This is a genomic window from Nostoc sp. LEGE 12454, assembly GCF_056620565.1.
The window spans coordinates 23,422-35,702 of record NZ_JBWQXL010000025.1; the positions used below are offsets into that span (position 1 = coordinate 23,422).

At 39.9% G+C, this 12,281-nt stretch carries 10 protein-coding genes; 9 read left to right on the top strand and 1 reads right to left on the bottom strand.

Annotated elements, in window-relative coordinates; translation table 11 throughout:
- Nucleotides 1-31: 31 nt before the first annotated feature.
- The 7 genes from AC1F2U_RS22860 (at nucleotide 32) to AC1F2U_RS22890 (ending at nucleotide 7,153) form a co-directional block, all read left to right on the top strand.
- Nucleotides 32-1,303 (top strand): lipopolysaccharide biosynthesis protein, encoded by a 1,272-nt coding sequence (locus tag AC1F2U_RS22860; protein ID WP_480263173.1) that lies wholly within the window; start codon nucleotides 32-34, stop codon nucleotides 1,301-1,303.
- Between the two features lie 122 nt (nucleotides 1,304-1,425).
- Nucleotides 1,426-2,490: a polysaccharide pyruvyl transferase family protein gene (locus AC1F2U_RS22865; RefSeq protein ID WP_480263174.1), complete on the top strand. Its 1,065-nt coding sequence runs from the start codon at nucleotides 1,426-1,428 to the stop codon at nucleotides 2,488-2,490.
- Nucleotides 2,491-2,556: 66 nt separating this feature from the next.
- Nucleotides 2,557-3,525 carry a glycosyltransferase family 2 protein gene (locus AC1F2U_RS22870; protein ID WP_480263177.1) on the top strand — a complete coding sequence of 323 codons (969 nt, stop codon included), beginning with the start codon at nucleotides 2,557-2,559 and terminating at the stop codon, nucleotides 3,523-3,525.
- Nucleotides 3,526-3,594: 69 nt separating this feature from the next.
- On the top strand, nucleotides 3,595-4,584 hold the full coding sequence (locus tag AC1F2U_RS22875; RefSeq protein WP_480263179.1) for a glycosyltransferase family 2 protein: 990 nt from the start codon (nucleotides 3,595-3,597) through the stop codon (nucleotides 4,582-4,584).
- The gene (locus AC1F2U_RS22880; RefSeq protein WP_480263180.1) at nucleotides 4,565-4,699 is read left to right on the top strand and encodes a hypothetical protein; all 135 of its coding nucleotides are present in this window, start codon (nucleotides 4,565-4,567) and stop codon (nucleotides 4,697-4,699) included. The genes AC1F2U_RS22875 and AC1F2U_RS22880 overlap by 20 nt, the downstream gene beginning before the upstream one ends.
- A gap of 264 nt (nucleotides 4,700-4,963) precedes the next feature.
- Nucleotides 4,964-5,986 (top strand): glycosyltransferase family 2 protein, encoded by a 1,023-nt coding sequence (locus tag AC1F2U_RS22885; protein WP_480263181.1) that lies wholly within the window; start codon nucleotides 4,964-4,966, stop codon nucleotides 5,984-5,986.
- 129 nt (nucleotides 5,987-6,115) lie between these two features.
- Nucleotides 6,116-7,153: a glycosyltransferase family 2 protein gene (locus tag AC1F2U_RS22890; protein ID WP_480263182.1), complete on the top strand. Its 1,038-nt coding sequence runs from the start codon at nucleotides 6,116-6,118 to the stop codon at nucleotides 7,151-7,153.
- Between the two features lie 30 nt (nucleotides 7,154-7,183).
- On the opposite strand, the gene AC1F2U_RS22895 is transcribed toward AC1F2U_RS22890, so the two are convergent.
- Entirely contained in the window at nucleotides 7,184-7,759 is a 576-nt protein-coding gene (locus AC1F2U_RS22895) for a cupin domain-containing protein (RefSeq protein WP_480263183.1), read from the bottom strand.
- A 281-nt stretch (nucleotides 7,760-8,040) separates the two neighbouring features.
- Between AC1F2U_RS22895 and AC1F2U_RS22900 the strand changes: the two genes are divergently transcribed.
- Both AC1F2U_RS22900 and AC1F2U_RS22905 read left to right on the top strand, forming a co-directional pair.
- Complete coding sequence (locus tag AC1F2U_RS22900) at nucleotides 8,041-9,510, top strand: FAD-binding domain-containing protein (RefSeq protein ID WP_480263184.1); 1,470 nt, start codon at nucleotides 8,041-8,043, stop codon at nucleotides 9,508-9,510.
- A 519-nt stretch (nucleotides 9,511-10,029) separates the two neighbouring features.
- The gene (locus AC1F2U_RS22905; protein WP_480263185.1) at nucleotides 10,030-12,237 is read left to right on the top strand and encodes a bluetail domain-containing putative surface protein; all 2,208 of its coding nucleotides are present in this window, start codon (nucleotides 10,030-10,032) and stop codon (nucleotides 12,235-12,237) included.
- Nucleotides 12,238-12,281: the final 44 nt, after the last annotated feature.

The window sequence follows — 12,281 nt, forward strand, 5'->3', positions numbered from 1 at the left end:
AAATATCTAATTGTCTCTTAAGGATGCCCTGATGTTAATCAAAAAGCTAAGGCAAAAAGTGTCTAGCCAATATCTGCGTAATGTTGGTTGGATGGGGGGAGCAGAGTTAGTGAATCGTGTGTTTCGATTGGGAACAACAGTTACTTTATCTCAACTGTTAAATCCCTACGATTATGGATTGATAGCAATCGTTTTGACTACCAATGAATTTGCAACTGTTTTTACCTTAAGAGCTGGAATTGGATCTAAGATTGTTCAGGCATCAGAGAAGGATCTGAAAATTATTTGTCAGACATCTTACTGCCTTAATTGGATACTATGTGGAGTAATGTTTATTCTTCAGTGTCTTGCTGCTTTACCAGTTGCTTTGTTTTATAGTAATAACCAAGTTATCTTACCTATCTGCATGATGGCATTAGTCTACTTAATGCTACCAATCTTTGCAGTTCAGTCTGCCTTAATCCAGCGAGAGAACCGCCTGAAAATTACAGCATTATGCAATGCCACGCAGTCGTTTTTAACCAATATTCTCACTATAGGTTTAGCTCTATTAGGGATGGGAATGTGGGCTGTTGTTATACCTATTGTTATTACGACTCCAGTATGGATTGTTATCAATTTGATGAATCATCCTTGGCGTCCTACCATGTCGTTTAGTTTTAATAAGTGGCAGGAAGTTGTTAGTTATGCTAGAAATATTCTTGGCGTTGAGTTACTAAATAAACTAAGAGCTAATCTTGATTACTTGATCATTGGACGTTTTTTAGGAGTCCAGGCGCTAGGAATTTACTATTTCGCTTTCAATGCTGGGTTAGGAATCAGCATGAATGTCATCAATACAATGACTTGGTCTTTATACCCCCATCTTTGTGCTGCTCGGGGAAACGTTAAGCAGTTCCAAGAACGTTATTTTAGTAGCCTCAAAACATTTGCCTTAATTGTATTTCCATTAGTTTTGCTACAGTCAAGTCTAGCTCCATTTTATGTACCAATTGTTTTTGGGCAAAAGTGGGTAACAGCAATTCCAATATTGATAGTTATCTGTTTGTCAGCGCTACCACGCCCATTTGCTGATGGCGCTTCGATGTTACTCAATTCTGTAGATAAAAGTCACATCAATCTTTATTGGAACCTAATTTTTACTGTAATTTTTACAATTTCATTACTAGTAGCTGTGAAATGGGGGATTTTTTGGGTAGCTGTTGCGGTGCTCATGACTCATCTATTAGCGTTACCTCTTTACAGCATTTGGGCTAGCAAATATGTTTTATCTAGAACTCAATCTTTATCAATCGCAAAATAAAATTAAATAGCTCTCAGGATTTAATTAAAGCTAAGTAAAAATTTGGTTTTTTATAGAAATAGCTTCTTCTAGCTAAACTCATTCATTGAGAAATAACGAATAACAACGAGGAACTAAAATTAATGGCTACCCCCCAACCGGAACATCTGAAAGAACTTCTGCATAAATCACTAGGGAAATTAGAGACATTTCAAGAGTGTGCATTACTAGACTATCCTGACTATCCTAATATTGGCGATCACCTGATCGGGTTAGGTACTGTACTCTATTTAATAAATGTGCAAAAAACAAAAATTAAATATACTGCCAGTCCTAATAACTTTTCTAGCAAAGTAATGGAAGAAAGGATTGGAAAATCTCCTATTTTCCTACAAGGAGGAGGGAATTTAGGCGATCTTTGGACTGCTCATCAAAAATTTCGCGAACAGATTATTTCCAAATACCAAGATCGACCAATAATTATCCTACCACAAAGTATTTATTTTGTTGAACCAAGCAATTTAACGGAAGCAGCAAATGTATTCAACTCACATCCTAATTTGACTTTGTTTGTCCGTGACGAATACAGTTATGAACTTGCTCTAAAATATTTCTACAACTGTCAGGTAATTAAAGCACCTGATATGGCTTTTGAAATGGTCAACTTACCTGGTCTATTATCGAGAGATAACCGCAGCAACTCTATTTTGTATCACTATAGAAATGACAAAGAGTTGAATCAAAATAGTTCTCAGACTTCTATCGATCTCCCTAATTTAGTTGTAGAAGATTGGACTTCTTTCAAATATGACACAACTGAACGCATGGAACGAATTCGGGAAGGCTTGCAAAAAGGTACAGTGATTCCTGGTGAGTGGATATACCGATATCTCTGGAAATACTTCCATCATTATTCCTTTGGATTCAATAGCTTGTATAACTCCTCAATGCATCTTAAATCCCTAAGTTATATGCATCATGGTATGTATCAATTCAAGCAGCATCGTCTCATTATTACAAACCGCTTGCACGGACATATTCTCTGCATTCTTATGGGTATTCCTCATGTCTTTCTACCTAATGCTTACCATAAAAATGAGGCATTTTATCAAGCTTGGACTTACTCAATTCCTTTTTGCAGATTTGTAAAAGAACCTTCACAAATTCAGGTGGCTGCACAAGAACTCTTGGAACTATTCCCAAACTAACTGGTTTATGCTCTGCCTACACGAAGAATTACAAAAATCTTTTTACTTTTCATCTGGTTAAGCTCTATGACAACTATATCCGTTATTATTCCCGCTTACAATGCTGAACGCACTATTTTAGAAACAATAAAATCCGTTCTTCAACAAACCTTTTCTGATTTTGAGCTAATTGTTATTAATGATGGCTCAACCGATCGGACTTTAGAACTATTGAAGACTATTGAAGATTCTCGTATTAAGATTTTTTCATACAGCAATGCTGGTCTATCAGTAGCTCGTAATCGTGGTATTTCTCATGCCACTGGAGAGTTTATGGCATTTCTCGATGCCGATGACTTATGGACACCTGATAAATTAGAGCTACAACTAGCAGCATTGCAAAAACATCCAGAGGCAGGACTTGCTTATAGCTGGACTCTGAACATGAGTGAAACAGCAGAGATTTTTCACCCCGGTCATAATGTAGTCTATGAAGGTAATGTGTATGACAAATTATTACTCAGTAACTTTATTTCCAATGGTTCTAATCCTTTAATTCGTAAACAAGCAATTGAATCTGCTGGAGAATTCGACCCAACACTTTCTTCTGTAGAAGATTGGGATTATTGGTTTCGTGTAGCACAGCACTGGGATTTTGCAGTAGTTCCCAAACCTCAAATTCTTTATCGTCACTCTTCAAAATCTATGTCAACTAAAGTTGAAAAGATGGAGAAATATTTGCTTATTGTCTTGGAGAGAGGCTTTCAAGCAGCACCGCCAGAGTTACAAAATCTGAAAAATCAAAGCCTAGCAAATATTTATCAATATTTAACGGGTATGGAACTGGCTCATGGGACTAATAGAGAACAGGTCAACCAAGCTGGTCGTAAATTGTGGAAGACGGTTTCTTTATATCCTCAAATTTTGCGAGAAAGAGTAACTCAGCGTTATTTAATGAAATGGCTGGTAATGCAAATCCTTTCTCCTCGAATTGCTAAGTACTTGACTCGACCTTTTTCTTTGGCTAGGTCTGTTGCGGTTCCAAAGCTGCAATAGAAACTGTTATTAGAAAGCAACCTTTTGATACTAATTCGCTAGTAGAATTTAACAACTTATTGAAATTATATGCCAACTATATCTGTCATTATTCCCGCTTATAATTCTGAGCGCACAATTGTCGATACAATTGTCTCAGTACAACAGCAAACTTTTTCTGATTTTGAGATAATTGTTATCAATGATGGTTCAACAGACGGAACTCTTACGTTACTGGATGAGTTGAAAGATAGTCGTCTAAAAGTTTTTTCCTATGAGAATGGGGGTTTATCAGTAGCTCGTAACCGTGGTATCTCTCATGCCAAGGGAGATTTTATAGCCTTTCTTGATGCTGACGATTTATGGACAGCCGATAAGCTAGAACTTCAGTTAGAAGCTTTGCAGAAAAATCCAGAGGCAGGTGTTGCTTATAGCTGGACTTATTTTATGGATGAACAAACTGGAAATTGCCATACGGATCGGCCTATCTTTTTCCAAGGTAATGTTTTGGCGAATTTATTAACCTGGAACTTTATTGCTAGTGGTTCAAATCCCTTAATCCGTAAGCAAGCGATTGAATCTGTAGGAGAGTTTGAACCTTTAGTATCAGGAGCAGCAGATTGGGATTATTGGCTGCGTTTAGCTGCCAAATGGCCGTTTGTTGTAGTTACTAAACCGCAGATTTTTTATCGTCAATCTTCACATTCAATGTCATCTAAAATTGAATTTATGGAAGACTGTCAGTTGCAAGTATTGGAGCGAACTTTTCAATCAGGATCGCTAGAAATTCAAATCTTGAAAAATCATAGTTTAGCTTATGTTTACCGATATTCTTGTAGGCTCTGCTTAACAAGAATTACAGGTGATGAAGGAGTTGAAAGAGCAAGTAAAAAATTGGGGAAGGCAATTCAATTATATCCAAAAATTCTCTTGGAAAAGGAAACTCAAAAGCTAATTATTAAATTGTTGTTGAAAAAAATCCTTGTAGAAAATATTTCTGCATACTTGCTCCAGATTATTAGTAAAGTTCGCGTTACTCATGTTCAAAAATTAAATATTCATGAAAAAAGAATTGGTTGAGGTAAGTTGTAGTACTTGCCACTTGGTAACTCAATGGGATAGTTACTCAGTCTTATTCTGGATAATGGTGGAGCGATCGCTTGCTAAGAATTTCAATCAGACTATCCACACGTAGTCTAAATTGTATTATTAAATACAGTATTTGTTTTCAGTAACGAATACTAGAAGGAATATCTTACATTATCCTGTGAAAAGTTAGGAGGTGGGATTCGTCCTCTAACTAGACGGATAGCCAGGTGGATAAATATCTCACTTTTTTAGATGCTATCACTAGAAGGTGCGATCGTATCCATCAGATAGTATTCCCATTGCCATATCAAAGATTATTGTACTACCAGTAAAACCTGAGAGCAAACTAAAACTAAAGTCGGTCTGGAAAATGAAAAAAGTTTCTGTAATTATTCCGGTTTATGGTGTCGAGAAATATATAGCTGCTACTGTACAATCCGTTCTTGAGCAAACCTATACAAATTTCGAGCTTCTAATTATCGATGATGCTTCTTTGGACAGGAGTATAAATATCTGTCAACAATTTACCGACCCCAGAATTAAAATTATTCGCCAGGCAAATCGAGGAGTATCTGGAGCTAGGAATACTGGTATTCGCCATGCTCAAGGAGAATATTTAGCTTTTTTGGATGGAGATGACCTTTGGTTGCCAGAAAAGTTAGACAAACAAATTGCTCACTTAGAAAATTCACCAGCAGTCGGTGTTAGCTTTAGTCGTTCTGCTTTTATTGATGAAGCTGGACAAGCTTTAGGTACGTATCAGATGCCCAAGCTTAAAGAAATCACGCCATCCTATTTACTCAGTTGCAATCCGGTTGGTAATGGCTCGGCTGCGGTAATGCGTAGAGAAGTTTTGGAAGCGATTAAATTCCAAGATAATCTTTACGGTACTAATGAAGATTGTTATTTTGATGAACGCTTACTCCAATCAGAAGACAACGAATTTTGGATTCGTATTTCCATTAAAAGCAATTGGCAAATAGAGGGCATTCCAGAACCCTTGACCTTGTATCGGGTTAATTCAAAAGGGCTTTCAGCAAATATGCTTAAGCAGTTAGATTTTTGGGAAAAGCAACTTGAAAAGACACGCTCCTACGCTCCAGAAATATTTACTCAAGGGGAAACACTAGCTAGAGCTTACCAGTTGCAGTATTTAGCTCGTAATGCTGTAAGACTACGAGAAGGTTCAATGGCTGTAAAATTAATTAATCGAGCCTTAATAACTAACTGGCATATTCTTCTTGAAAATCCAAGAAGTACACTTTTGACACTGGTAGCAGCCTATTTACTTTTACTCTTACCTCAAAATGTTTACAATAAATTTGAAGCTCTGGTTTCAAATAATATAATAGGGGCTAACCAAAAACGTCGTATTCTTCAAGAAGATATCTAGAAATAATTAAGAAATTTTCTATAAATGATTAAGAACTTTCTATGCATAAAGCATAATTAGATTTCTTGCATAATGCATAGTAAATTTAATTAGATATTAATTAAATTAAATGAATGGGAATAGTCAACAATGAAGAAAATTTCTATCATTATTCCGGTTTACAAAGCCGAGAAATATATAGCTGCTACAGTCCAATCAGTTCTTGAGCAAACCTATAAAAATTTTGAGATTCTTATTATTGATGATGCTTCTCCTGATAATAGTATAGATATTTGTAACCAATTTACAGACCCAAGGATTAAAATCATTCACCAAGCAAATCGTGGACTAGCTGGAGCTAGAAATACTGGTATTCGCAATGCCCAAGGTGAATATTTAGCTTTTTTAGATGCAGATGACCTGTGGTTACCAGAAAAGTTGGAAAAACATCTTGTTCATCTAGACAGTTCACCAAAGGTAGGGATAAGCTTCAGCTGCTCTACTCTTATAAATGATGTGGGAGAACCTTTAGGACTCTATCAAATCCCTAAGCTTAAAGAAATTACCGTTCCTCACATACTTTGCCGTAATCCAATTGGAAATGGCTCGGCTCCAGTGATTCGTAAGGAAGTTTTTAATGCTATTAAATTCCAAGATAATCTACACGGTAGTATAGAAGATTTTTATTTTGATGAACACTTTCGCCAATCAGAGGATATCGAATGTTGGATTCGCATTTCCATTCAGACTGATTGGCAAATAGAGGGCATTTCTGAAGCCCTGACTTTGTATCGCGTGAATTCAGGCGGGCTTTCAGCAAATATGCTCAAGCAGTTAGATTCTTGGGAAAAGGTGATTGAAAAGACACGTTGCTATGCTCCAGAAATAGTCAATCAATGGGAAACACTAGCTAGAGCTTACCAGTTGCGGTACTTAGCGCGTAGAGCAGTCAGACTGCAAGATGGTACAATGGCTGTGAAGTTAGTGAATCGAGCCTTAGCAACCAACTGGCATATTCTCTCTAAAGAACCACGCCGTACACTTTTGACCCTGGGAGCTGCCTATTTCCTTCGGCTTTTGCCCCAGTTCCTTTACAGTCGAATTGAGACTGTTGCTTTAAAGACTACAGGATATACTCAAAAACAGCGTATTTCACAAGGCTTAGGGGAGAGCAACGCCATTTTGTGAGGTCGCCCAAAGGACGTGTATAAATAAGCTTTAACGCGGCTTTTGGAGCGAATCACTCACTTGAGTCCCTGTATAATTGGGAACCCAGCCTTCTGCGTTGGCGCAGCCCGCCGCAGGCATCGCAAAATAGCGTATCCCTTTGAAATTCAACAATGCAGTTGGACCGCACCAATGCTCAACGCCAGGGGGGATGTAGAGATAGTCTTGTGCCTGAACTAAAAGCTGTACCTGGCTGCCATCAGGTCGCACAAAGCCATAGATCATTTCTCCTGCCAATACATAGACGGGTTCAGGCGCAGGATGAGTATGGTAACGGCCGTAGGTTGCAATTAGGTGGTGAAGATTGAACGAACCTGGATGCACATTTAGTAAGTCACACCATAAAGCGCCATTTTCTTGCTGAAGAAATTCAAAAACGCTGTTATGGAGTTCTACGCAATAACGTTTCTCGGTCTCAGTTAAAACGTCCTGGTCTAACAGATTAGGGAAGAGTAGCGATGTTCCTGGGTCGTAGTGTTTGAGTTGAATGCCAAGAGGCGCAAGTTCGCGAGCTATTTCGTCTAAATCGCTCTCAATCGTACCGTCATCAAGTAGTAGGTTAGCCATGACAAAAAGACTAATTAACTGTTAAGAAGAGTATACTCAATTTTGAGATGACAAGCCACTATTCCCGATTGAGAAACCGGGGAATGGGGGAGCAGGGGAGCAGAGGAGCAGGGGAGCAGAGGAGCAGGGGAGCAGAGGAGAAGTAGAAGTAGCAGTAAGTCTTTCCCCTCTGCCTTTTCCTATGGCCAATACCCATTAAGAGAATAAATTTATCGCCAGAATGATGCTTATTGGTACCACTAGCATCTAAGCTAGTACGGGTGAACTATATCCAGCATGGAATGTCTGACTTAATTCTGTTTTGGCATCGGCGCGATTTACGCATTTCTGATAATACGGGACTGGCTGCGGCAAAACGGCGGAGTCCGAAGGTGGTGGGCGTGTTTTGCCTCGATCCGAATCTTCTGGAACGGGATGATGTTGCTCCTGTGAGAGTAACTTATATGATTGGCTGTTTGCAGAAACTCCAAGAGCGATATGCTCAAGTTGGTAGCCAGTTGTTAATCCTCCACGCCGATCCCGTACAAACGATACCAGCCTTAGCCGAAGCAATAAATGCCAAAGCTGTTTTTTGGAATTGGGATGTAGAACCTTATTCACAAGAACGCGATCGCACCATTATAAATACCCTCAAAGAAAAAGGTATTGAGTTTCTTAACCAAAACTGGGATCAAATCCTCAACTCCCCAGAGGAGTTACGCACGGGTAGTAACAGTCCTTACACGGTTTACACACCCTTCTGGAAAAATTGGATTGCCAAACCGAAGGCTCAACCAGTAGAAACACTGCAAAATGTTGAGGGATTAACGGAAGCCGAACAGGAAATTGCCAAACTTGCAGGAGCGATAGCTTCGCCAACGTCTTCGACGAACGCACTACCTTCAGCAAAAGATTTAGGATTTATTTGGGATGAACAATTAATTATTTCGCCAGGAGAAGCGGCGGCACAAGAACGATTAGAAGAATTTACTAATAAAGCGATTACTGAATATCAAGAACAGCGAAATTTCCCCGCAGTGGACGGTACATCACAACTGAGTGCAGCTTTAAAATTTGGCGTAATTGGCATTCGCACCGTTTGGCAAGCCACGATAGAAGCACTGGAAAATAGCCGCAGTGAGGAAACAGCAGTTAATATCCGCACATGGCAACAGGAATTAGCTTGGCGGGAGTTTTATCAACACGCAATGTATAACTTCCCGGAATTAGCTGATGGTGCTTTCCGCGACACCTTCAAGAATTTTCCTTGGCAAACTAACGAAGAACACTTCCAAGCTTGGTGTGAGGGGAGAACTGGCTACCCTATTGTGGATGCAGCAATGCGCCAGATGAATGAAAGTGGCTGGATGCACAACCGTTGTCGAATGATTGTCGCCAGTTTCCTCACTAAAGACTTGCTAATTAATCCCCAATTGGGAGAAAAATACTTTATGCAGCACCTGATTGATGGTGATTTATCTGCCAATAATGGCGGTTGGCAATGGAGTGCTTCTAGCGGCATGGACCCCAAACCTGTACGAATTTTCAACCCAGCCAGTCAAACACAAAAATTCGATCCAGAAGGGGAATATATTCGGCAATGGGTATCAGAATTGCGGTCTGTAGATACAGAATATTTAGTTACTGGGAAAATTCCACCTTTAGAACGTCATGCTGTTGGCTATCCTGACCCAATTGTGGATCATAAAATTCAGCAACAGCAGTTTAAACTGCGTTATCAACAGCAAAAAATTCTTAGTATTGGTGAGTAAAATTGTGAATTTTTTAATGTTAATTTAGAGTTGATATTGTATCATAGGCGTTGCTGCATTCAGGTATAAAAATGATTTTGCGTGATTTCAAAACCCTTGTAGAGACATGGCATTGCAACGTCTCTACACCAAGATTCATACATCTAATCAGCAACGCCGTATCATAATAAGAATCTTGTTATAGGGCGATCGCATCTAAATAAGTAGTCAGACAGAATTAATTACACAATGTCATTGCGATCGCTCACAATGACAGTAAATATTTTAGGCTTTGATTCTTGCTCCCTAAGGCTAGTAGGCAAGGGGTTGGGGGTTAGGTTTGAGAGAAAGTTGCACACGGCGTTAATGTAATTAAAAAGATTGACTCAAAACTTATGTCATTCTCATAACTGATGCAGTAAAAAGACATCTAACAATTTATAATAAGTATAAAAAGATTTTGCAGAACATAGCGATTAAAAGAAAATACTTAGCAGTACCCAACTGGAATCAAACAGATAAGGAACACAAGACCAATTTATGACCTCAACCACAACTTACACTTACGATATCGATGGCAAAGTGATATCTGAGAGGACAGACAACAACGGTGATGGGATAATAGACTCAGTTATTACCTACCGCTACGATCGGACATTCACAAACTATGGCAACAACGTCAACGGCACTGATTATGTCTCCACCTATACTTATGATGCCAAAGGCAACCAGACATCAGTGAGCTATGACTACAACGGCGACGGCATACCGGATAATGTCTACAGCTATACTTATGATGCCAAGGGCAACCTGACATTGGAGAGCCGTGACGTCAAAGACGCCGATGCCGGCATACTGGGTTATGTCTACAGCTATACTTATGATGCCAAGGGCAACCGAACATCCGAGAGCCGTGACGACAACGGCGACGGCAAAGTTGATTCTGTCTCCACCTCTACTTATGATGCCAAGGGCAACCAGACATCAGTGAGCTCTGACAGCAACGGCGACGGCATACCGAATTATGTCGAAACCTATACTTATGATGCCAAGGGCAACCGGACATCAGTGAGCTATGACAGAAACGGCGACGGCAAAGTTGATTCTGTTGAAACCTTTACTTATGATGCCAAGGGCAACCAGACATCAGTGAGCTATGACGAAAAGGCCGACGGCATACCGGATTATGTCAAAACCTCTACTTATGATGCCAAGGGCAAGTTGACATCTACTAGCGATGACAACAACGGCGACGGCATACCGGATTATGTCTACAGCTATACTTATGATGCCAAGGGCAACAGGACATCTGAAACCCGTAACAACAACAGCGACGGCAGACTGGATTATGTCGAAACCTTTACTTATGATATCAAGGGCAACCAGACATCCCAGAGCCGTGACGACAACGGAGACGGCATACTGGATTATGTCCAAACCTCTACTTATGATGCCAAGGGCAACCGGACATCCATAAGCTATTACAACAACAGGGACGGCAAACTTGATAGAGTCGAAACCTCTACTTATGATGCCAAGGGCAACCAGACATCCCAGAGCCGTGACGACAACGGAGACGGCAAAGTTGATTATGTCGAAACCTATACTTATGATGCCAATGGCAAGTTTACATCCTTGAAGGCAGACTACCAAGGAGACGGCAAAGTTGATTATGTCCAAACCTCTACTTATGATGCCAAGGGCAACCAGACATACTTTAGCCGTGACTACCAAGCAGACGGCATACCGGAGTATGTGGAAATCTCTACTTATGATGCCAAGGGCAACAAGACATACTTTGGCTACGGCGACGGCAAAGTTGATTATGACGAAACCTCTACTTATGAACGCGCATCCGCCAGCTATGACTTCAACAATGATGGTGTAATTGATGCGGTTGGCATCTACAGCTACGATTTTAACGGCAACCTGACATCACAAAAAATTGACAATAATGATGATGGCATATTTGATGAAGTTACCGCTTATAGTTACGACGCTAACGGTAAACAGACTGCACAGGTAGGTGACAAAAATAATGATGGCATCCCTGATGAGATTACCACTTTCAACTACGATCGCAATAGCAAACTAATTTCCGCAGATATTGACAACAACAGTGATGGCATTACTGATGCAGTTGCCACTTATCTGTATGATACCAATGGTCAATTAATCAGCAAAACCACCGCAGACGGAAATGTGCCAAAGATTACTTTAAACGGTAGTAAGGGTGCAGATCAACTCAGTGGTGGGGCTGGTAACGATCAAATTTCTGGCAAAAACGGCAACGATCAACTCTTTGGATTAGCCGGAAATGACAAACTAGTTGGTGGTAATGGTAATGACATCCTCAATGGTGGCGCTGGGCGTGATATCCTCACAGGCGGTTGTGGCGCTGATAAATTTGTGTTTAACAGTCTGAGTGATTCGCTGCTATCTAGCTTTGATAAAATAACTGACTTAAATATTTCTCAAGATAAAATTGATGGGCTATATGCAGTTAGCGCTGCTAATTTAGTTCAACTTGGCACTGTTGCGAGTCTAAATCTTTTCGATGTACAACAGATATTGACTGCAACTGCTTTTGTAGCTAAAGGTGCGGCAACTTTTACCCTTGGTACAGGCAATAAGGGACAGACTTTTCTGGCACTCAACGATAACACCAATGGATTCTCTGCCCTCACGGATGCTGTGATTGAGATTAGTGGCTATAAAGGCAGCTTGAATAATTTAGCAGTTGTCTAACTTCATGCTGCTTACCAAAACTAGAGCGTCGGTTCGTACCCTTT

Excerpts from the sequence above, each read along its gene's own strand:
- AC1F2U_RS22860 (WP_480263173.1), top strand. The coding sequence starts at position 32 with ATGTTAATCAAAAAGCTAAGGCAAAAAGTGTCTAGCCAATATCTGCGT.
- AC1F2U_RS22865 (WP_480263174.1), top strand. The coding sequence starts at position 1,426 with ATGGCTACCCCCCAACCGGAACATCTGAAAGAACTTCTGCATAAATCA.
- AC1F2U_RS22870 (WP_480263177.1), top strand. The coding sequence starts at position 2,557 with ATGACAACTATATCCGTTATTATTCCCGCTTACAATGCTGAACGCACT.
- AC1F2U_RS22875 (WP_480263179.1), top strand. The coding sequence starts at position 3,595 with ATGCCAACTATATCTGTCATTATTCCCGCTTATAATTCTGAGCGCACA.
- AC1F2U_RS22880 (WP_480263180.1), top strand. The coding sequence starts at position 4,565 with ATGAAAAAAGAATTGGTTGAGGTAAGTTGTAGTACTTGCCACTTGGTA.
- AC1F2U_RS22885 (WP_480263181.1), top strand. The coding sequence starts at position 4,964 with ATGAAAAAAGTTTCTGTAATTATTCCGGTTTATGGTGTCGAGAAATAT.
- AC1F2U_RS22890 (WP_480263182.1), top strand. The coding sequence starts at position 6,116 with ATGAAGAAAATTTCTATCATTATTCCGGTTTACAAAGCCGAGAAATAT.
- AC1F2U_RS22895 (WP_480263183.1), bottom strand. The coding sequence starts at position 7,759 with ATGGCTAACCTACTACTTGATGACGGTACGATTGAGAGCGATTTAGAC.
- AC1F2U_RS22900 (WP_480263184.1), top strand. The coding sequence starts at position 8,041 with ATGTCTGACTTAATTCTGTTTTGGCATCGGCGCGATTTACGCATTTCT.
- AC1F2U_RS22905 (WP_480263185.1), top strand. The coding sequence starts at position 10,030 with ATGACCTCAACCACAACTTACACTTACGATATCGATGGCAAAGTGATA.